General features: G+C 57.1%; 18 protein-coding genes. 9 read left to right on the top strand and 9 right to left on the bottom strand.

Translation table 11 applies throughout. The features are described 5' to 3' along the window. Positions 1-51: 51 nt before the first annotated feature. From B9A24_RS18895 to B9A24_RS18875, 5 genes are all read right to left on the bottom strand, one after another. Positions 52-984: a DUF4394 domain-containing protein gene (locus B9A24_RS18895; protein WP_084447579.1), complete on the bottom strand. Its 933-nt coding sequence runs from the start codon at positions 982-984 to the stop codon at positions 52-54. 332 nt (positions 985-1,316) lie between these two features. Continuing rightward, positions 1,317-2,954 (bottom strand): DUF4394 domain-containing protein, encoded by a 1,638-nt coding sequence (locus B9A24_RS18890; protein WP_084447578.1) that lies wholly within the window; start codon positions 2,952-2,954, stop codon positions 1,317-1,319. Between the two features lie 386 nt (positions 2,955-3,340). Beyond that, positions 3,341-4,972: a DUF4394 domain-containing protein gene (locus tag B9A24_RS18885; protein ID WP_084447577.1), complete on the bottom strand. Its 1,632-nt coding sequence runs from the start codon at positions 4,970-4,972 to the stop codon at positions 3,341-3,343. 309 nt (positions 4,973-5,281) lie between these two features. Continuing rightward, the gene (locus tag B9A24_RS18880; RefSeq protein ID WP_084447576.1) at positions 5,282-5,722 is read right to left on the bottom strand and encodes a DoxX family protein; all 441 of its coding nucleotides are present in this window, start codon (positions 5,720-5,722) and stop codon (positions 5,282-5,284) included. Positions 5,723-5,836: 114 nt separating this feature from the next. After that, positions 5,837-6,517, bottom strand: coding sequence for a hypothetical protein (locus B9A24_RS18875; protein ID WP_084447575.1), 681 nt, complete (start codon positions 6,515-6,517; stop codon positions 5,837-5,839). A 130-nt stretch (positions 6,518-6,647) separates the two neighbouring features. On the opposite strand from B9A24_RS18875, the gene surE reads away from it, so the two are divergent. Further along, positions 6,648-7,511: a 5'/3'-nucleotidase SurE gene (gene surE / locus B9A24_RS18870; protein ID WP_084447574.1), complete on the top strand. Its 864-nt coding sequence runs from the start codon at positions 6,648-6,650 to the stop codon at positions 7,509-7,511. A gap of 98 nt (positions 7,512-7,609) precedes the next feature. Here surE and B9A24_RS18865 read toward each other — a convergent pair whose 3' ends face one another. From B9A24_RS18865 to B9A24_RS18855, 3 genes are all read right to left on the bottom strand, one after another. Beyond that, complete coding sequence (locus tag B9A24_RS18865; RefSeq protein ID WP_084447573.1) at positions 7,610-9,277, bottom strand: DUF4394 domain-containing protein; 1,668 nt, start codon at positions 9,275-9,277, stop codon at positions 7,610-7,612. A 188-nt stretch (positions 9,278-9,465) separates the two neighbouring features. Next, entirely contained in the window at positions 9,466-11,031 is a 1,566-nt protein-coding gene (locus tag B9A24_RS18860; protein WP_084447572.1) for an ABC transporter permease/substrate-binding protein, read from the bottom strand. Further along, positions 11,019-12,110 (bottom strand): ABC transporter ATP-binding protein, encoded by a 1,092-nt coding sequence (locus B9A24_RS18855; RefSeq protein WP_234997526.1) that lies wholly within the window; start codon positions 12,108-12,110, stop codon positions 11,019-11,021. The genes B9A24_RS18860 and B9A24_RS18855 overlap by 13 nt, the downstream gene beginning before the upstream one ends. A gap of 208 nt (positions 12,111-12,318) precedes the next feature. Between B9A24_RS18855 and B9A24_RS18850 the strand changes: the two genes are divergently transcribed. The 5 genes from B9A24_RS18850 (at position 12,319) to B9A24_RS18835 (ending at position 16,299) form a co-directional block, all read left to right on the top strand. Then, complete coding sequence (locus B9A24_RS18850) at positions 12,319-13,314, top strand: DUF1028 domain-containing protein (protein ID WP_084447570.1); 996 nt, start codon at positions 12,319-12,321, stop codon at positions 13,312-13,314. 52 nt (positions 13,315-13,366) lie between these two features. Further along, positions 13,367-13,924, top strand: a complete 558-nt coding sequence (locus B9A24_RS18845) for a histidine phosphatase family protein (protein WP_084447569.1) — start codon at positions 13,367-13,369, stop codon at positions 13,922-13,924. A 196-nt stretch (positions 13,925-14,120) separates the two neighbouring features. Then, complete coding sequence (locus tag B9A24_RS23125; protein ID WP_317044264.1) at positions 14,121-14,987, top strand: zinc-binding metallopeptidase family protein; 867 nt, start codon at positions 14,121-14,123, stop codon at positions 14,985-14,987. Next, positions 14,884-15,519: a M20/M25/M40 family metallo-hydrolase gene (locus B9A24_RS23120; protein ID WP_317044263.1), complete on the top strand. Its 636-nt coding sequence runs from the start codon at positions 14,884-14,886 to the stop codon at positions 15,517-15,519. Before B9A24_RS23125 ends, B9A24_RS23120 begins: the two co-directional genes overlap by 104 nt. 234 nt (positions 15,520-15,753) lie before the next feature. Then, positions 15,754-16,299 carry a 2'-5' RNA ligase family protein gene (locus tag B9A24_RS18835; RefSeq protein WP_084447568.1) on the top strand — a complete coding sequence of 182 codons (546 nt, stop codon included), beginning with the start codon at positions 15,754-15,756 and terminating at the stop codon, positions 16,297-16,299. A 203-nt stretch (positions 16,300-16,502) separates the two neighbouring features. On the opposite strand, the gene B9A24_RS18830 is transcribed toward B9A24_RS18835, so the two are convergent. Further along, positions 16,503-17,309 carry an OmpA family protein gene (locus B9A24_RS18830; RefSeq protein WP_084447567.1) on the bottom strand — a complete coding sequence of 269 codons (807 nt, stop codon included), beginning with the start codon at positions 17,307-17,309 and terminating at the stop codon, positions 16,503-16,505. Positions 17,310-17,615: 306 nt separating this feature from the next. On the opposite strand from B9A24_RS18830, the gene B9A24_RS18825 reads away from it, so the two are divergent. The 3 genes from B9A24_RS18825 (at position 17,616) to B9A24_RS18815 (ending at position 20,813) form a co-directional block, all read left to right on the top strand. Continuing rightward, complete coding sequence (locus B9A24_RS18825; protein ID WP_159452107.1) at positions 17,616-19,334, top strand: S8 family serine peptidase; 1,719 nt, start codon at positions 17,616-17,618, stop codon at positions 19,332-19,334. Further along, the gene (locus B9A24_RS18820) at positions 19,331-20,062 is read left to right on the top strand and encodes a hypothetical protein (RefSeq protein WP_084447565.1); all 732 of its coding nucleotides are present in this window, start codon (positions 19,331-19,333) and stop codon (positions 20,060-20,062) included. Before B9A24_RS18825 ends, B9A24_RS18820 begins: the two co-directional genes overlap by 4 nt. A 151-nt stretch (positions 20,063-20,213) precedes the next feature. Further along, a complete protein-coding gene (locus tag B9A24_RS18815; protein ID WP_084447564.1) occupies positions 20,214-20,813 on the top strand; it encodes a hypothetical protein in 600 nt (199 codons plus the stop codon). Positions 20,814-20,896: the final 83 nt, after the last annotated feature.

Below are 20,896 nucleotides of genomic sequence, written 5' to 3'. Positions count from 1 at the left end.
GCCTTGGCTCCGGAGCCAAGGCTTTTTAAGTTTATTGGAGAAGAGGGTAACTTAAAAACCTGCACCCAGTGTAAAGCCCGTGGGAACAGCAATGGCATCCCTGGCAGCTGTAGGAAAGCCAAGGGCACCGAGGTCTGTCAGAGCGCCCGTCGTCAGATTGACAGAAAATAAGCGAGTGGAAATTGATTCGACGGTCGAACCGACGAGTACAACCGCATAAGCTTTATTGCTGGTTCCCCCAATATCGAAGGTGACATTCCCGGAGTTGATTCCCAAGGGGCCAATCTCCACGAGAGTACCGCTGTTTGGTGGGTTCTGTAGGTACAGCTTTTTGGTAAAAGCTTCTATTACGTACAAATTGGAGGAGGAGGCGCCCGCCATATTATTGTCATAGGCTACCTCCCCCGAAAAGGCAGTCACCCCCCCATTAATACGACCATCTTCAATAGCGGTCCCATCAGCTGGGTTCACCCGCAAATTTTGGTTTTTGTCGCTCACAATCCGAATCCGGTCAACCACGGGGTTAAAATCAAATCCAAACTCTGAGAAACCCTGTATTGGAATGCTTAGCGGGGAGACAAGAGTGGCGGCCCCGGTGGCCGGGTTGATGGTATACAGTCGGCCATTCGTCACAAAGGGACGTGTGAAGGGAGGAATCACGTTGGTCCCCACCAAGGCATAAAGCTGATCAGTAGCAGGGCGAAGGTCTAGACCTAATATTCGGTCGGAGGAGGCGCTCAACCCCGTAATGGGTATCTGCTTGGTCGTGGTCAGCGTGTTGGGATTGAAAACCAAAAGACTGTTCTGAAAGCTATTTCCTGGTCCTGCAATTTCGTAGGTCGTATACGCCACGGGCTGCGTAGGAATAGTGGGCGGAGGGGTAGGCTTGGGGAAGTACTGCTCCAGGATGTCCTCGCAGCTACTCAGCGAGGACAATAACAGAAGAGCCACGCCCCACTTGGCGAGGGAAGAGGTTTTTAGCATAGAAGCAAGAAAATAAGATGGAAAGAAGAAATAATTGAACTAAAACCCTTGCCTATACGCAGTTTCTTACGGTTCCGTTGTAGGTATTCGCATTAGGAAGTAGATAATTATTTAATTAGGCTAATCATAAGCAATAACTATTTGATTTATAGTGAATTGGATATTAAATAGTTGTTTTCAACGTGTGCCATTGAGCAGTAATAGCCTAACCTAACATCAGCTAGGCTCCCCAGCCTTTCACGGACACCGAATGAATAGTTTATACTAAAGAAAAAGCCCCAGCTCAGGAGCTGGGGCTTTTTTGTTAAAGAAGCCAAATAGGATGGTGAAGCTCAAAAGCCTGGCCCAACAGCTAGTCCATTTGTTTGCGGATCAAAGATTCCAAGAACAGTAGATTCAGTAGCTCTGCCCGTGGCTAAATCAATGGTGTATAAGCTTCTGCTGTTTCGGCCGTTTTCACCAATGGCGTAGCCGGTATTGGAGGTGCCGCTAATATCAAGCTCATATATTCCTCTCCTCTCTTCCGAACTAATAAGGCCTATCTCGGTGAGCGTGCCCGCATTGGGAGGATTCTGCCGATATAGCTTGCTTATCGAGTTGGTTGCCGAGTTGCTTCGATCAAAGCCCACCGCATATAAGTCGGTAGTAGTCGCGCCGACCGTACTATTCGTATAGGCCACGCCAAATATAGCCTGGTTGCTAGGGTTGAGGCGCTCATCTTCCACCACAGTTCCATCCACGGGATTCACCCGCAGGTTTTGGCCAAAAGTGCTGACAATACGCAGGCGATCCGTAACCGGGTTGAAGTCCATCGAATAAGCTGGCCGATCTGGCACTTGCTCTATAGGAAAGAGGGTGGCCACGAGGGTAGCCGCATAGGTGCCCAGATCAATCGTGTACAGGCGAGCGACATTGGGCTCGGTATCGGTAGTCGTCAGCGCATAGAGCTGGCCCGTGGCGGGCCGGAAGTCGATGTCTATAATATCATCGAACCCTAAGCCGGTAATGCGCGCCCCTCCATAGCGGGTAATGCGAGTGGGGTCAACAATCACTAAATCACTCCAGTGCTCCCCTCTAATCCCAACATTAAATCTAGAGGTATATATCACGGGCCGGGTGGGAATCGCGATGCCCGTATAGCCGAGGCTGGCACTGTACTGGGCCAAGGGGCGGGCGGCGCCCGTGCTCAAGTCTATGGTAAAGAGGGTGGGTTGGCCATTAACCGGATATAGGCCCAGAGCCGTGCCGGTCTTCGCATCGATATCGAAGCCCCCATCGCCGGTGATGTTCAGGTTCAGGTTGCCCACGGCGACCACCGTGCCGTTGTTGGGCGGGTTGACCAAGTAGAGTTGTTTGGCGGCCGCATCAATGGCGTAGAGCGCGGTGCTGGTGGCAAGGGGCACGTTATTAGAGTAAGCCGCGCCCGATAAGATGGTCCCTGCTGCCCCATTGATGACACCATCAGTGGCGGCCACCGTGCCCGTTTCGGGGTTCAGACGCAAGTTCTGGCCGGTTGACGTCACGAGGCGGATTCGGTCCACGGTGGGGTTAAAGTCAAAGCCCACCAGGTTGCCCGACACCGCCGGCATGAAGGCGCCCGCGCCTATAGCTCTGGCTGCTCCAGTATTCTGGTTGATGAGGTACAACCGGCTCCCATTACTGATGCCATAGAGCTGTCCGGTAGCGGGCCGGAAATCAATAGCCAGGAGCATCTCACCGCTGGCTAAGCCCGTGATGGACAACGAGTTAGTGCGCGTGGCCGCATTGGCCGTGGAGTAGGCATCCAGCCGGTTCCCTCCCGACAAGGCATAGAAGGCAATGTCCTGGCCTAAGGGCGGAAACGTAGGAATGGCAGGCGGGGTGGGAGTAGGTTTGGGGAAGTACTGCTCCAGGATGTCCTCACAACTACTCAGCGACGACATGAGCAAGACGGCCACGCCCCATTTGGCGAGGGAAGAGGTTTTTAGCATACTAGCAATAATATAGGATGAAGGAAAGAATTTATGGTACTGATTAGCTTTTCCCCTACGGATTTCTCCTATATTTAGATGTTACTAGCATTAAAAATTTACTAAAAGCTCTCCGAAGTAGTATCCGTATGTACAGGATACTGCCCCAAGGGGCTCTTTGGTAGTCAGATAAGCTGTAAACGGTTGTTGATACAGGTGCTAGAGCCTGACTTACCCTAAGCTGGTAAGATTGAGCGACTCCATTCATGCGAGTTCTTCATTGCTCCACTTTATTACCAGTCATCCCGTGAAGTCGGAGTAATAAAGTGATTCAATAAAAAAATAAAAAAGCCCCAGCTCATGAGCTGGGGCTTTTTGGTTGAAGGCATCAAGTAGGGTGGCGACGGTTAGAAGCCTAAGCCAACGGTAAAGCCCGTCACAGGCTGAGGAAAGACACCTACGATTTTTTGCGTAGCATTCTGCAAGTCAATTGCATATAACACGCCCTTATTAGGATTAGGACCTTCGCCGTAGAAGTTGGTAAAAACACCGTAGGCAGTATTACTCATGCCACCAATATCGAACCCGTTCAGCTCGTTAGATCCCTCACGAACGCCTCCTTCTATAATCCCAACTATCTCATAATTAGCTTGTATGAATCTGGAAGTTGGGTCAGGCGAAAAGCGGAATCGCACTACCTCGCTTCTTCGGGCATTAATGCCATATAAAGTGGTACTAGTAGCCCCAGCATAATTGTTATCATAGGCTACTGCTGTGATGAACTTGTTGTCGAGTCGGGCATTTCCAGTTCCTCCACTCACACTACCCTCTCCTGTGACGCTGGCATCTAGGGGATTTATCATCAAAAAACTTTCGTCGGCGGTGTTAATAATACGGTCTGCGACAGGATCAAAATCAAAGCCGGTACCAAACGAAAAAGTTACGCGCGGGGATAATCGACCAACCAGGGTAGCAGCACCCGTTGCGGCGTTGATCGTGTAGAGCTGCCCGCCATTAGCTAAGCGATTACGGCTTATCGCATAGAGTTGACCATTCGCCGGCCGGAAATCCAGCCCGATCACCACCTCATCGCCCAGCAGCCCCGTAATCGGCTTGGATATCAGATTGGAAGGCGTCGTGAGGTTGAAAACTGAGAAGGTATTATTACTGTCTACCACATAGGCAACGGGCTGGGTAGGAATGGCAATGCCGGAGTAGCCTAGGTTAGCGCCATACTCCGCCAGGGGACGGGTTGCGCCGGTACTTAAGTCTACGGTAAAGAGCGTCGGCTTGCCCTTAACTGTATACAAGCCCAGAGCTGTACCGGTCTTGGCATCGATGTCAAAGCCGCCGTCGCCGCTGATGTTCAGGTTCAGGCTGCCCACGGGCACGAGCGTACCGTTGTTGGGCGGGTTGACCAGATAGAGCTGCTGATTTTGGGTGTTGATAGTATACAACGCCGTCGTTGAAGCCCCGGCTGTGTTGTTGGTGTAGGCGGCACCAGTGATGGTGGCCCCAGTGGCACCGTTAAGCACGCCGTCGGTAGCCGCGACGGTGCCCGTCTCGGGGTTCAGCCGCAGGTTTTGGCCCGTGCTGGTGACTAGGCGGATGCGGTCCACCGTCGGGTTGAAGTCAAAGCCCACCAGATTGCCCCCCAGGGCCGGGGTGAAGGCACTAGCGCCGATAGCGCGGGCCGCGCCCGTGTTTTGGTTAATCACATACAGCCGACTGGCACTACTGACCCCGTAGAGCTGCCCGGTCGCCGGGCGGAAGTCGATGGCTAAGAGCGTTTCCCCACTCTGTAGGCCCGTAAGAGCTACGGAACTGAGGCGTTTAGCCGCATCTTTCGTGGAATAGGCGTCGAGCTTCGTGCCGCCCGACAAAGCATAGAAGGGAATATCCAACCCTAAGGAAGGAAAGGTAGGGGTGGTCGGGTTGGGTTTGGGGAAGTACTGCTCCATGATATCTTCGCAGCTACTCAGCGAGGACAATAAGAGAACAGCCACGCCCCATTTGGCGAGAGAAAAGGATTTTAGCATTACTACGGGTTTATAGGATTAATAAAAGAAAAAATAGGATTGTATATATTTTCTTACGTGGCTTACTTATAATCAGGTGGTCAGAAGTGTATTATAATTAAGGTAAGTTTTGCGCTGCAATATTATTAAAGTGTAAAGCGCTATTAAACAGTAGTTTGTGGATCAAAACAGAAGATAATTATCGTGCATAACTCTGATACTCACTCACCCGCTAAGTACTTTATCAAGCCTCAACGGATACTTTAGGTAAAAGAAAACCCCTTGGCTTCTGAGCCAGGGGGTTTTAGAGTTAAGCTGCACCGCAGCCGTTTATTGATATAACCGGCGCGGACTTGGAAACAATAGTTTGTCCAGGCTATACCGGCCGGGCCCGATGAACAATAAGCCTAAAAACACGAAGGCTGACTCGACGGCGTGGGAATAGCTCCCAAAATTGTCGCCTTTGCTGATGTGCATGATGGCGGCCATGATCATGGTGATGAATAGGGCAACGCATGTAATGCGAAAGAACAACCCTATGGCTAACAATTGCCCCCCAACGGCCTCCGCCACCGCGGCCAGCAAGCCCCAGGCCGTGGGCGCAAAATCGAGTCCAACCAGCTTCATGACGCTTCCAACTTCGGTCCAGGCGGCCTGGCCACCCATGAGCTTGGGGTAGCCGTGGATGGTGAACATCATACCCAGCCCAACGCGCAGTATCAACAACCCAAAATCACGCGTACGATGATAGTTGTTTTCGAACAGAAGCATAGGCACTTGACAGATGACGGAATCGTGGGTGAATACGGGCGGCTACACTGACGGGTAACTCAACATTGCCAAAGTACAGGAAATATAGCGTACTCTAATTACTGGCTTTGGGAGCTACCGCGACACCAATACCCCAATAATACGCGTGGCCGTGGGCACGTCGGTGGGTCGCATTTGGCTGGGGCGCTTGGGGGGCAAAGATTGCTCATCCAAGACCCACGACATATTTACCGCATCGGACACGGCTACCAGGCCGGCGTCGGTTTTCTCGATGGTCGTGATGCCGTATTGCTGCCGGGCGGCACCATAGGGCGAGCCTACCCCGATACCATCGGCGGTGCGGTACTGGGGGTCCATAACGCGGATGCGCCAGATGCGGAAGCCTTCCTGCTCATCGCCCGCCATTTCCAGTAAGATAGGCGGCGCGGTAGGCTGCTGCGCATCGGTTACTTCATATACCGGATACGTAATGCCCTCGGCGGTGCGCGTCGATTTGCGACGGCGACTTTCCGGAATCAGACGCAAAAAGGCTTTCTCGCTGGTATTCAGGCGCAGGCGTCCCACACGGTCGGAGCTGAGCAGGTGCAGGGAGTCGGGGGTAGTGGGGTTGGCCGCCGATGCGGGCTCCTCGGGGGTGCCCGGCGGTGGGGGCACAGTGGCAGAGGGTGAGGAAATAAATGGCTGGTTGCTGCCCGAGGCTGCGGGGACTTGGGTCGGGGAGGAGTCGCAGGCGCCAATGGCTGTCAGGGTCAGGAGCAGAGCCGTAGCCCGGACGGAAGCAGAGAAGTAGAACATAGTACCGATGGCATACGGTAGCGGTGCGCTGCTCGTTGGGCTAAGAGCGGTTGAAGCCAGGCTCTTACGGCACAAGCCGTCGGCCTTGCCTACCTTTGCAGCTCGGTTCTCACTTTAAATTCCGTTTCTCGTGGCTGCTACCCCTTCCAAACCCCTGATTCTGATTTCCAACGACGACGGCATCACGGCCCCCGGCATCGCCACGCTGGTGCGCGTTATGAGCCGCCTGGGCGAAGTAGTGGTGGTGGCTCCCAACTCGCCCCAGTCGGGCATGGGCCATGCTATTACCATCGGCCACCCGTTGCGCCTCGATGCCAGCACTATTTTCGAGGGTATCGAAGCCTACGAATGCTCCGGCACGCCCGCCGACTGCGTGAAGCTGGCCAAGCACCATGTACTCAAGGACCGCCAGCCTGATTTAGTAGTGTCGGGGATTAACCACGGCTCTAATTCGTCGGTAAACGTGCTGTACTCGGGCACCATGTCGGCGGCTATTGAGGCGGCTATTGAAGGTCTGCCGGCTATCGGCTTTTCCCTGTGCGACTACGGTCACTCGGCCGACTTCTCGCACACCGAAGAGTGGGTAGAGCACGTCACGCGCCAGGCCCTGGAGCACGGTATTCCGGCCGGCACGGCCCTGAACGTGAACATTCCCAAAAAGTCGGATACGCCTATTCTGGGGGCCAAATTATGCCGGCAGGCGCGCGCCAAGTGGCAGGAGGAGTTCGACCTGCGCCATGATCCGCACAAGCGCCCGTACTACTGGCTGATCGGCAGCTTCGTGAACCTCGACGAAGGTGCCGACACCGACGAGTGGGCGTTGGCGCACAACTTTGTGTCCATCGTGCCCTGCCAGTTCGACCTGACCGCCCGCGCCGGCCTCGCGCAGATGCAGCAGGGCTGGGAACTACAGCTGCCCGGCCAGCCCGAGCCTACCAGCATCCCGGCCGCTCACCCGATAGAGTCAGAGGATTATGGCGTGGTAAATCCGTAAGGTTGAAGGAATCATACATAAAAAAAGCCCCCCAGAGGTTGTCTGGGGGGAGCTTTTTTGCGTGTGGTGTAGCTAATCTCAACTAACGAAATCTAAACTTAAAACCCAAGCCCAACCGCTAACCCAACGCCGGGAATTTCCGTGTCGCTAACTTTTGTCGTCGCGCCGGTGGCCAGATTGATCGTGTAGAGTCGTCGGCTAATAGGCTCGCGTCCACTTCCCGTTGAAGTGGCCACATAGCCGGTATTGGTGATGCCGCTGATATCAAAAGAGGTATAGAAATTGGCGTTAATGCCCAAATCACCAATCGCTACCTGCGTGCCCGCGCTGGCCGGATTCTGCAGGTTAAGCTTATTCGTATTGGTGTCAATGACATAGAAGTTAGTCGAGGTAGCACCCGCAAAATTATTGCTGTAGGCGGCGGCTGTCAGTCCTGGCTGACCAGGATTCAGGTTACGGTCTTGCGTATAGAGGCCGGTATTCGGATTTACGACCACATTCACGCCAGGGTGAGTACCCACCAAGCGAAGCTGGTCGGTCACCGGATCGAAGTCAATGCCAAACTCAGATGAAGGCAAATTGGTGAAGCGTGGAATTGGACCCTCACCAACTCGTGGACCATTGAGGTACCCAACAAACGTGGCCGCGCCGGTAGCTGGGTTAATGGTATAGAGTCTAAATTCTCGGAGAGAACTGACAATAGGGGAGGATAGCCGAACCAAGGCATACAGTTGGCCCGTAGCTGGCCGAAAGTCTAGCTCTAGTATAAATTCCGTACCCCCATCTCGTTCAACAGATCCTTGCAACCCTATGATGGGCTTCGCCAGGATAGTGGTCGGGTTTGTCGGATCAAAGCTGTACAGCGTATAGGTAGGACCACTAAAACTAGCAGCTGAATAGGCCACAGGCTGAGTGGGAATGGCGATGCCGCTATAGTTCAGGTTAGCGGCGTACTGGGCCAGCGAACGGGCCGCCCCCGTAGTTAGGTCCACGGCGAACAGCGTGGGCTTGCCATTGACCGGATACAAGCCGAGAGCCGTACCCGTCTTCGCATCAATGTCGAAGCCGCCATCCCCACTCACGTTCAGGTTCAGGCTGCCCACGGGCACGAGCGTGCCGTCGTTGGGTGGATTGACCAGGTAGAGCTGCTGGTTCTGCGAGTTAATGGCATAGAGGGCCGTCGTCGTTACCCCATTCGTGTTATTCGTATAAGCCGCGCCGGTCAGGGCTGCATTAGCCGCGCCATTGATCGCGCCATCGGTAGCCGCGACGGTGCCCGTTTCGGGATTCAGGCGCAGGTTCTGGCCCGTGCTAGTGACCAGGCGGATGCGGTCCACGGTCGGGTTGAAGTCGAAGCCCACCAGGTTGCCGGCGACAGCGGGGGTAAAGGCCCCGGTGCCAACGGCCCGAGCCGCGCCCGTGTTCTGGTTGATGACATACAGGCGGCTGGCGCTGCTCACCCCGTAGAGTTGGCCCGTGGCGGGGCGGAAGTCAATCGCCAACAAAGTTTCGCCACTGCCCAGGCCCGTGACGCTGACCGAATTAGTTCGCGTAGCGGGGTCCTTAGTCGAGTAAGCATCGAGCTTGGTGCCGCCCGACAAGGCATAGAAAGGAATGTCTAACCCCAGATTGGGAAAGGTAGGAATGGTGGGCGGAGGAGGAGTGGGCTTGGGGAAGTACTGCTCTAAAATATCCTCGCAGCTACTCAGCGAAGACAAGAGCAAGACAGCCGCGCCCCATTTGGCGAGGGAAGAGGGTTTTTGCATACAACCAAGATAATAGGATGGAAGAAAGAAAATGTAGTAATATGGGTTGTTATATGTGCTAATATCCTCTTGAGATTTGCCTATTTCGATAATTGATTTTATTAATCTTAGCTTAACAAAAGCACACAGCTTATCTGCTGCATCGAACTTAAGTCGTACACCTAGTTACCTCGTGGCTTGGCAACGCATCATTGACGCAGGTAAGCTCCGAGCTCCGATACAGAGGCGATTTGCAGCTGCTCTGCCTGCTGCTGACGCATAAGTAGGGCGTAGGTATTGTTGAAGCCTAGCGGGCTCAGCCACTCCAGGCCATAGCGCTGCCGAAAACCTACCTGCACATAGTCGAACACTGCCTGCGGATTGCCCCCCAGCGAATCGACGGTGGCGGGCGAGGGCTGAAGCAGCACTAACAGACCCGTGCCGGTGTACTCCGGGTAGAGGTCGATGGCACCGGTGCGCAGGGCCTCAAAGCAGATACTAGTGCCGCCCAGGCCGGTTTTGGTCACGACATCCAGGTTGGTGTAGCCCCGAATGAGGGCCGCGTAGAGCTCCGCCAGAATGTACTGCTCGGCAAAAATCTTGGAGCCCAGTCGGATAGTCGCGCCAGTGATAGGTTGCGGCACCCGCCACAGACCCCGGCGGCGCAGAAAATCGTGGGCCACGGCGCGGGGCGTTTCGTGGCGGTAGTCCACGCGGTAGTTCAGCTCCGTCATCACCGAGTCGTTGATGCGGCCGGCCAGCTTTTCCAGCACGGGACGCAGCTCCGGGTGAGCTGCCAGCACCGCCTGACGCACCACGGGCGCGGCGAAATAGGGCGGAAAAGCCCCCCGGTCGTCGCGCAGCACCCGCAGGTCATAGGCCTTAATGCGGCCATCGGTGGAGTAGCCATCAATCACGTCCACGTCGTGGTGGCGGGCGGCTTCATACACCAGGGCCGGGGCCAGAATGACGCTGGGCAGCTTGGCTAGCCCATACTTGGTTTGCAAACCCGGCAGCCCATCGGCCCGTCCCACAAACTCAGGACTGAAGCCGGCCAGCAACTTGCTCGTGGCGCGGGGCAACACATACAGCCCCGCCAGCAAAGGCAGCAGTATTAGCAGAAAGCCCCCCACGCGGGTCAGGCGGCGGGCGCTGAGGCGTTGAAGCCCGGCCAGCGCCGCATCGAAAGCCAGCGCCAGCGCGGCGGCCGGAATGGCACCGGCCAGAATCATGGCCGGATTATTCAGGGCAATGCCGCCAAAAATGAACTCGCCCAAGCCACCCGCCGCGATATAAGCCGCCAAAGTCGCCACGCCCACATTGATTACCGTCGCCGTGCGAATGCCCGCGAACAGCACCGGTAGCGCCAGCGGCAGCTCCACCCGGCGCAGCACCTGCCCATCGGTAAGGCCCAGGCCACGGGCGGCCTCCACCACGGCCGGGCTCACGCCCTGTACGCCCGCCAGCGTATTGCGCACGATGGGCAGCAACCCGTACAGGAACAGCGCGAAGATGGCCGGCTCCGGCCCGATGCCGAGCACCGGAATCAGGAAGCCGAGCAGGGCAATGCTGGGAATGGTTTGGAGCACGCCCGTGAAGCCCAGCACCACTGGGGCCAGGCGCGGCCGACGCGTGAGCAGCAATCCCAGCGGCACACCCACCAGCACCGCCAGCAGCAGGGAAGCAGCAGTAAGCCCGATGTGTTGCAGGGTTTGGTGGCCGAGCTTCCCGGCCTGGGCCTGCCAGAAAGCCAGCAGCTCGGTCAGGACTTCCATACGGTTTCGGCGTGGTGAATAGCGTGGGCAAAAGCGGCCATCAGCTCCGGCAAAGCGACGCGGTACCGGGGGGCATTTTCGTCTGATTCTACGATGATAAGGTAGCGTGCTGAGGCATCTGCTACCTGCTGAGCCGCTGCCGCGTCAGAGGCTTCGGGCGCTGTCAGTATCTCTAAGGCCTCCTGAACTGAATAATTAGGTGATACAGGTTCATCTATTGATAACGAGATATTTATTTCTCCCAAAAACAAGCTTTTTGATAAAGCCGTTTTCGTGCTGGGGGGCAAAAACGGCAGCAGGTCGCGTAGGCGCAGCGTGCGTAGCTGTAGAGCCAGCCGCTCGGCGGCGAAGAAGTCGCGGACGAAGTCATTGGCGGGCCGAAAGAGCAGCTCGTGCGGCGTACCTATTTGCTGGATTTGCCCCCCGCTAAGCAGGGCAATGCGGTCGGCCAGTTCGAAGGCTTCGGTCACATCGTGGGTCACCAGCACCATCGTTTTCGCGCGCAATTCTTCCAGCTCCCGAAACTCGCGGCGGATGCCGGCCCGCGTCACGGGGTCGAGGGCGCCGAAGGGTTCGTCGAGGAGCATAATGGGCGGGTCGGCGGCCAGGGCGCGGGCCAAGCCCACGCGTTGCTGCTGGCCGCCGCTAAGCTGGTGCGGATACTGGTCAGCAAAGCGCACGGGGGGCAAATGCAGGCGCGTGAGCAACGCGCTGGTGCGCTCCGCGATAGCCGCGGCCGTGTGGCCCAGCAGGCGCGGCACCACCCCCACGTTTTCAGCCACGGTGTAATGCGGCAGCAAACCCACCTGCTGAATCACGTAGCCGATACCGCGGCGCAGCACTTCCGGCCGCTGCTGACCTACCGCCACCCCATTGATTTCCACCGTGCCCGTGGTAGGCTCAATAAGGCGGTTGAGCATTTTGAGCAGCGTGGTTTTGCCGCAACCACTCGGCCCCAACAACACCAGCGTTTCGCCCGCCGCCAACTCAAACGACACGTCCTGCACCGCCATATGGCCGGGGTAGTGCTTGCTCAGGTCGCGGACGCGGATAACGGGTGGGGCAGGGGCGATGCTCAAAGGAAGAGGCGTAAGAAGGTAACGCGAAGCGGCGCTTCGCCCTGCGTGGGAATCGTTGCGCGTACCGCAAAGTGTAGCATGGCGCATCGTTGTTTAGTTGAACAAGTAACTGAAAAATGCCCCAGTGTCAGTCGTTCAACGAGCAAAGCACCGCTTCGCGCTACATCCGCAGTATATTGAACCACTAATCACCCGAAACTACTTTTTCATGCTTCTCAAAACTACTATTCTGCTGCTTTTGCTAAGCAGCCTGCTGACATCAGCTACCGCGCAGGTGTACTCCGCCACCGAGCCATTAGCTCATACATTTTCCATCGTGGCCCGCGACCCCAAAACGGGCGAGATGGCCGTGGCCGTGCAAAGCCATTGGTTTTCGGTAGGCACGTCGGTGAGCTGGGGCGAGGCCGGCGTGGGCGTGGTCGCTACCCAGTCATTTACCAACAAGTCCTTCGGAATGCGGGGTCTGGCTTTGCTGAAAAGCGGCAAAACTGCCCAGCAAGCTCTCGACGAGCTGCTCAGCACGGATGAAGGCAAAGCGGTGCGCCAGGTGGCTATTCTGGACGCCAAAGGCAACGTAGCCGCCCACACCGGCCAGAAATGCGTGGACTACGCGGGCCACATCACCGGCAAGGAGTTTTCGGTGCAGGCCAACATGATGCTCAGCGAAAAAGTGTGGCCCGCCATGGCCAAGGCCTTTGAGCAAAGTGCGAGTCTGCCCCTGGCCGAGCGGGTGATGGCGGCGCTGAATGCCGCCCAAGCCGTGGGCGGCGACATCCGCGGCAAGCAGTCGGCAGCCCTATTGGTGGTGCGTGGCCAGGCCACGAATGCTCCCTGGGAAGACCGGCTGATTGATTTGCGAGTCGATGACAACCCGGCCCCGCTGAAAGAGTTGGACCGCCTGCTCCGCCTGCACCGCGCCTACAAGCACATGAACGCCGGCGACTTAGCCGTGGAGAAAAACGATATGCCCGGCGCCATGCGCGAGTACCAGACGGCTGAGCAGATGTTTCCGGAAAATCTGGAGATGCGCTACTGGCACGCCATTACGCTGGCTAATAACAAGCAAGTGCCCGCCGCGCTGAAGCTGCTCCAGCCCATTTTTAAGCAGGAGCCCGACTGGCGCACGCTCACCGCCCGCCTGCCCAAAGTAGGTCTGCTCACGGTGACAGAGGCCGAGCTAAAGCAGATTATGGCGCTCAAATAGTGCAACCCGCCGCTCCTCCCGGCGTACTTGCCTCACACTTTTCTCCTTCTCTATGCGCTTTCTACCCCTGATTCCCTCCCTGGGTTTGCTTTTGAGTGCGGTCGTTGGTTGCTCCTCGGAGCGCCCGGCGGCGTCTGGCTCTACGGCTGAAAAGCTCCCCGGCGCGGCCGTGACCACAATTTATGTGGTGCGCCACGCCGAAAAAGAAACCAGTCCGGCCCTCACCGACCCGCCCCTGACGCCGGCCGGTGAGCAGCGGGCACTTACGCTGCGCGACACCCTGGGCAGCCGCAATATCGAAGCGCTGTACGTGACGAATACCGTGCGTAGCCGCGCTACCGCTGCCCCTTTAGCTACGGCTCTGCAACGCACCCCACAGGTCTACGATAAGCCCGCCGACCTGGCCGCCCGCATCCTGCGGGAGCAGAAGGGCAAAACAGTGCTGGTCGTGGGCCACTCCAATACGCTGCTGCCCTTGGTTTCGGCGTTGGGGGCTACATCGGAGATTACCACGGTTGAGGATGGCGAGTATGATTATTTATTCGAGGTGAAAGTGCCCCCCTCGGGTGCCGCCACGGTGGTAACCCATCGGTTTGGGGCAGAGCAGTAAGTATATCTCACGGCTTTCTTGTGAAAAGAATTTCTACAAGCAACAGCTTCAGGCTTTTTAGAAGTTGACCCCAACAACGCCCAGACCGATGGCTAGGCGTTGTTGGGGTCAGACTAGATTTGTTGTTGCAACCTGTTTAGGCTTTCCTAGTACTTTAGCTTCTCAGACTGCTTTTGCCTCCTCATTTTTGCTTTTTATGTCTTCTTTCCTTTCTCGCTACCCGCTGCTGGCGGGCGTTGCTTCTCTATTGCTAACCACGCCCACGCTGGCCCAAAATGCCCCCCAGACCGATTCGCTGAACATTCGCCGCATCTATGATGAAGCCCTGCTGCGCGGGCAGAGCTACGAAAACCTGCGCCACCTCACCGGCCAGATTGGCGGGCGCTTGGCCGGCTCGCCCCAGGCCCAGCAGGCCGTAGACTGGACTAAAGTGACGATGGAAAAGCTGGGCCTCGACCGCGTGTATTTGCAGGAAGTGATGGTGCCGCACTGGGTGCGCGGGGCCCAGGAGAAAGGCCAGATCCGGGCCGCCAAGGGCAAAGGCGTAGACGTGCCGGTGTGCGCGCTGGGTGGTTCGGTGGGCACGGGCGGCAAGCTGCGCGCCCAGGTAGTAGAGGTGCAGAGTCTGGCGGAGCTGGCGGCCCTGCCGGAGGAGAAAGTAAAGGGCAAATTCGTGTTCTTCAATCGCCCCATGAACCCCACCTACATCGAAACCGGCCAGGCCTACGGGGAAGCCGGCGACCAGCGCCGGGCCGGGGCCTCGGCCGCCGCCAGGCGCGGGGCCGTGGGCGCCTTGGTACGTTCACTCAGCCTCGCCCACGACGACTTCCCGCACACGGGCACCATGCGCTACGAGGACAATGTGGCCCAAGTACCCGCCGCTGCCCTTAGCACCAACGGCGCCGACCGTCTTAGCCAGCTGCTGAAAGCCGACAAAAAACCTGACCTTCGAGCTGGAAATGGCTTGTCAGACTCTGCCCGACGTAAAATCGTACAACGTAATCGGCGAAATAAAGGGCTCCAAATATCCCGACGAGATTATCACCGTCGGCGGCCACCTTGATTCCTGGGACCTGGGCCAGGGCGCCCACGATGATGGCACGGGCTGCGTGCAGAGCATGGAAGTCCTGCGCCTGCTCAAGGCTACTGGTCTGAAGTCCGAGCGCACCGTGCGCGCCGTCATGTTTATGAATGAAGAAAACGGCAACCGGGGCGGGTTGAAGTACGCGGAACTAGCTAAGGCCGCCAATGAGAAGCACTTAGCCGCTATGGAATCGGACGGTGGTGGCTTCACGCCTCGCGGCTTTGCCCTCGAAACGACTAACCCGGCCACCGTGGCCCGTATGCAGCAGTGGCGCTCATTATTTGCCCCCTACGGCAGCGGCGACTTCGTGGCCGGCCACGGCGGCACCGATATCGGCCCCCTGAAAGACCAGGCGAAAGTGCTCATCGGCTACGACTGCGACTCCCAGCGCTACTTCGATATTCACCACACCGCCGCCGATACCTTCGACAAAGTAAACCGCCGCGAGCTGGAGCTGGGCGGGGCCAGCATGGCCGCGCTGGTGTATCTGCTAAGCAAATACGGCTTGTAGAGACGCGTATTCGCGTCTCAATCGTCGCAGTCATTGTGTATCCTATTATCCACCCATCTGTCATCCTGAGGTACGAAGGACCTTCTATCAGAAGAACGACTTGTTCCATTGGCAGAAGGTCCTTCGTACCTCAGGATGACAGATGAGCGGTAGCAGACAACTATCATTCTCCGATTAGAAGCGAATCAGCGTCTCTACCTCGATCGGTAGTATGGCCACATACGTAGGGTAAATATGGACCCACTTTACCTTGTTGCCATTTTGCCTCCCGAGCCGATTTCATCGGAGGTCTGGGCGATGAAGCAGGAGGTGCACACGCTCACGGGCAGCCGCAATGCGGTGCGTTTGCCGGCGCACATTACGCTCATTCCGCCGTGGCGGCAATCGCCTGAATCGGAGGCGGTATTGCGCGCGGAGCTCCGGGATTTTGCTGCCCTTGAGGAGGGGTTTGGCGTAGGCTTAAAGGACTTCGATTGGTTTGGTAATCGCACCTTATTTGTGCGCGTGACGGAGGCTGCGGCCCTGCAGGCCTTCCACGCAGATCTAATTGGATGGTGTGCGTCGCGTCTGACCGATATGCCCTTAGAAAGGCGGCCTTTTACCCCGCACATGACCCTGGCCACCCGCGATTTGCCCCCCAGCCAGGTACCGGCGTTGCGCCAGCTTTTTCAGGATCGTTTCTACACTGCTTCCTTCCTCGCCACTAGCCTGCAACTCTTTCGCCACGATGGTCAGCACTGGCTGCCAGTGGAGGATTTTCCCTTGAAACTACAGATTTAAATGATGCATCAAAATCATTTCATAGTGAATGTTTTATAGCAAGTTGTAAAGTGTAAATAATTCACTTTTGTGCTGTGCTCACTTGTCTAGATGAAACCACAACTAGCCTGAAAAGAAACGGCCGCCCCAAATGAGGCGGTCGTTTCTTTTCAGGCTAGTTGTGGTAATATTTAACCGTGATAAGCTCGATTAAATCAGCTGATTTAGTTGGCTTCCAGAATCTGGAAAAGCTCGTCGAGCTTGGGCGTCAGGATGATCTCGGTGCGACGGTTTTGGGCCTTCTCGGCGGGGGTGGCATTGGCTGTGATGGGGAGATATTGGGCCCGGCCCGAGGGCGTGACCTGGGCCGGAGTGAGGCCGGTTGTGGTCAGGATGCGAGTTATTTCGGTAGCACGCAGCACGCTCAAATCCCAGTTGTCTTTCATGCCAGCCGTGCCACGGCTGATGGGCACATTGTCGGTGTGGCCTTCCACCAGCACATTCACATCCTGGTTGCCTTTGAGGGCCGCGGCAAGCTTTTTCAGTGCCTCCTGGCCCTTCGGATCAACGACCGTGGAGCCGGACTTGAACAGGAGCTGCTCGGAGAGCGATACGTACACTTTGCCGTTCTTCACGTTCACCGTCAGATCGTTGGCATTGAAGCCCAGTAGGGCGTCGCCCACTTTTTGGCGCAGAGCCTTTACGGCGGCTTCCTTCTGATCGAGCACGCGCTGCAACTCAGCGATGCGCTGCTCACGGTCCTGCAGCTGCTCTTTGGTGGTGCCCAGGTTTTCGTTCAACTGGTTAACTTCCTGGTTTTTGCTCAACAGGTTGGAGCGCAGAGATTCCTCCGTTTGGGCTTTCTCCTGCTCCAAAGCCGATTTTTGGGCTTGCAGCTGGTCGCGGGAGCTGAGCAGCTCTGAGTTTTGCTGCTGTAAGGCGGCTATTTCTTTGGCATTGCAGCCACCAAGCAGCACGCTGCCCGTGCTCCATAAGGCCACCAGCGCGGTTCGAGAAAAAGTAGAGTTCATAAAAAAGGGATTAAGGAGAGAACTAAGACCAGCATAAGCTCCGACGGGCCACAGCAACCCTTGAGCTTGTGGGGTTGAAGGTAGTGGGAAATCCTTTTCGCGCTACCTTCAACACATAGCGTTGTATCGGTTTCGTTTGGAGAAGTAAAAATGCCCCCCAGACAGCACGCACCTTGCGCTACTATCGTATCTTCGTGGTTGCTTCAGCTTACTATATTACTGCCGCATCACTTGCGTATTCATTGTTTATTCGTGCGGGCTTTTTTTCTGCTTCTTGGTCTGGGGCTGAGTGGGATAACCCATACTGTGCACGCCGCCACACCGTCTACGGCCCGCTATTGGGTGGTGCTGCGCGATAAAGCTGGCGTCCGCTTTAACCCGGCTACCTATTTTGCCCCCCAGGCCCTGGCCCGCCGCCAGCGCCAGCAGCTGCCCCTCACCGACAGCACCGATTTCCCGGTACGCCCCGACTACCTGCGTCAGGTGCGGGCGGTGGTCGATTCGGTCACGTTTGTAAGTCGCTGGTTTAATGCGGTTTCCTGCCGCGCAACACCGGCGCAGGCTGCCGCGTTATGTCGCTTGCCGGGAGTGCGCAGCGTAGAGAGCCGGCCCGATGGACTACCGATGCTGCCCGCCACCCAGCCCGGCGCGCCGGAGCGCGGTACGCCGGAAGTATCCGCCGCTGATCATCAGCTGGCGTTTAGCCAAACTGCCAGCCTCGGAGCGGCCGACTTCCGCCGGGCCAAGCTCGACGGCCGGGGCCTGCGCATCGCTATCTTCGATGTGGGCTTTTCCGGGGCCGATCAGCACGCGGCGTTTCAGCATTTACGGGCGGGCAAGCGCATTCTGGCGACCTACGATTTTCTTAAAAAGAAGCCTTATGTGTACGCTGGCGGCAGCCACGGCACGGAGGTACTCTCGTGTATAGCAGGCCTGTTGCCCGACGGCACGGCGCTAGGGCTAGCCCCCGAAGCCGAATTCCTGCTGGCCCGCACCGAGCAGATGCACCGCGAGCGGTTTGCTGAGGAAGAGGCCTGGCTGGCTGCCGCCGAGTGGGCCGACCAGCAGGGCGTGGATATTATCAACTCCTCGTTGGGCTACACCAGCCGCCGCTATTTTCCCGAGCAGATGAATGGCCGCAATAGCCTCGTAGCCCGCGCGGCGGCAATGGCTGTGCGCAAAGGCATTCTGGTAGTAAATGCGGCCGGCAACGACGGCCTCGACCCGGAGTGGCGCACCATTGGCACCCCCGCCGATGGCGACTCCGTGCTGGCCGTGGGTGGCATTGACCCTGATAACTTCCTGCATATTGGCTTCAGCAGCTACGGCCCGACGGCTGATCGGCGCCTGAAGCCCAATGTAACCGCCTACGGAACGGTGCTGGCGGCCGCGCCGGGCGGCTATGTGCGCACCCAGGGAACGTCGTTTGCTAGTCCGCTGCTGGCGGGCTTCGCGGCCTGCGCCTGGCAGCAAAACCGCAACCTGACGGCCATGCAGCTCTTTGCGCAACTCCAGGCGGCGGCCAGCTTGTATCCCTACTACGACTACGCCCACGGGTACGGAGTACCCCGCGCTTCCTGGTTTACGGGTAGCGCCCAAAAAAAGCCCGCCGCCGCTACATTCGATTTTGTAGCCCAGTCTGATAGTATGCTGGCCATTATTATCCGGCCGGGTATCGGGCAGGTGGCCGCGCGGCCGTTGCCGCTGTACTCTGATTCGGTGGCTGTAATGCCCCCGAGCAAGGAAAAACTGGCCGCCGTGCCGGCCGTGGGCCGCGAAGAGTTGGCCCCACCCGTATCCGACAGTGCCGAAAAACGCCCGCCGGCCGGTGCCACACCTACCTTGCCTGACCCTCCCAGCTACCTCTACTGGCACGTATCCGACCGGCGCGGGGTGTTGCGTACTTATGAGGTATTGGAAGTGAAACAGCGGGCCGTGTTGCAAATACCCCTGCGCAGCCTGCAAGCCGGCGACACGGTGCAGGTGCATTATCGGGGGTTCACTTCTACTTATTCAGCCCAATGAAGCTTTTGCGCTTGCTAACGGTCGGGGCCTGTGCGGCCCTGTGGCTCCTTGGGGTGCCTGCGGCTCAAGCCCAGGGGGTGCTGCTCCGTGCCAACGTGGCCGCCGATACGCTACGCCCGGCCACGGGCCCGAACCGGGCTTTCTTTAGCCATTTCTATCTGGGCTACGCGGCCGTGGCAGGCAAGTTTGACGGGCCGGGCGCTACGTTGCGCTATGGTCGGTCGGGGGAGGTGTTTGCGGGAATGCGGCAGAAATATCGTCTGTCGCAGACCGCTGCCATAGGCCTCGATCTGCGCTATGCGCGTTTGGTGTATCATCTGGTTCAGAATGACCAGAAAATCCTGCCGACCCCTGATCAGCACCAAAGCGAGTCTTTCGCGCTGCCTCAGGCTCAGGCCGAAGTGTATGGGCGCCTGAACCTAGGGCGGCGCGGCAATGTGGTGGGCCGCTACCTCGACCTGACCGGCTGGGGTGGCTGGATTATCAGCTCGGCGCATCACTACGTCGACAAACCTGGCCCCAACGGCGCTGGGCGGGTAGAAGTAACGGAGCGTAAGCTGAATTATATAAACCGTTGGTCGTACGGAGTAGGGGCGCGGCTGGGCTCGGGGCGCTACGCGCTGGTGGCCCGCTACCGGCTCACTGATAGCTTCAAAGATTTGGGTGATGCGCCCCGCTACCCCGAGTTTCCGCGTCTGGTAATAGGAGGAGAGCTAGGGTTGTTCTAATAGAATATTCTAAGATAAACCCAGCTTTTTTTATGTTTTAAATATCCTGAAATGCTTGCTTTGGTACAAATTTAGCTATGAAAGCTGGTCACTATATGATTCAATTTATAGTGTCGTCGAATTAACTTTGGATGCTTGTTTAGCCTATATAATGAAAAAACTTCTTCTCTCTGCCGCTGTGGCCACCTTGTTGTTTCAAGTGTCGTGTATCACGACTGAACGCGAAACAGCTACTGCTAAAAACGACGGAAAGGTCTTTATGCCGATGCCTCCCAATCAGCGTGCCCGCCTCACCGAGCGGAGCATTCTGAATACGGTGCGGTCCAGCCATAATTTTACCAGCAATAAGCAGAAGGACAATTTTGTGCTCTTGTTGCAGGGGCCTAAGATCCTGAACGCGCAGGCTCGCTTTATCATCATCGACGCTACCGGCGACACCATCCGAAACGAGGTAATGCCCGCCACGGCCCTGCTCAGCGACCGGGATCTGGAAAACCCCAGCGCGGCCACCGTACGTGATAAGGAGATAGCTATTCTGAAGGCTATGAATGCCTTTTTTAGCAGCGACCGGTTCACGCAGCCCGCCATTTCGCGCACCGCTGACCAGCCCGAAGATGTAGAGCCGCAAGTCTGGGCTGCCATCCAGGGCGACAGCAAAGCCGTGGGCTTCGACTACATTGGTACAGGCGGTCGGGAGCGGCGTATCGCGTATGCCAAGGAATTGCAGCGAGCAGTAGTAATAGCCCAGTAGGCTTTCAAATAGAATATAAACATCAAAAAAGCCCCCCAGATATTTTCTGGGGGGCTTTTTGATGTTTTGATGAGTGGGTTATG

Origin of the sequence: Hymenobacter roseosalivarius DSM 11622 (assembly GCF_900176135.1) — a bacterium.
Classification (GTDB): Bacteria; Bacteroidota; Bacteroidia; order Cytophagales; family Hymenobacteraceae; genus Hymenobacter; species Hymenobacter roseosalivarius.
The sequence above is the reverse complement of the archived record's forward strand: the minus strand, read 5'-3'. Positions and strand labels throughout refer to the sequence as shown.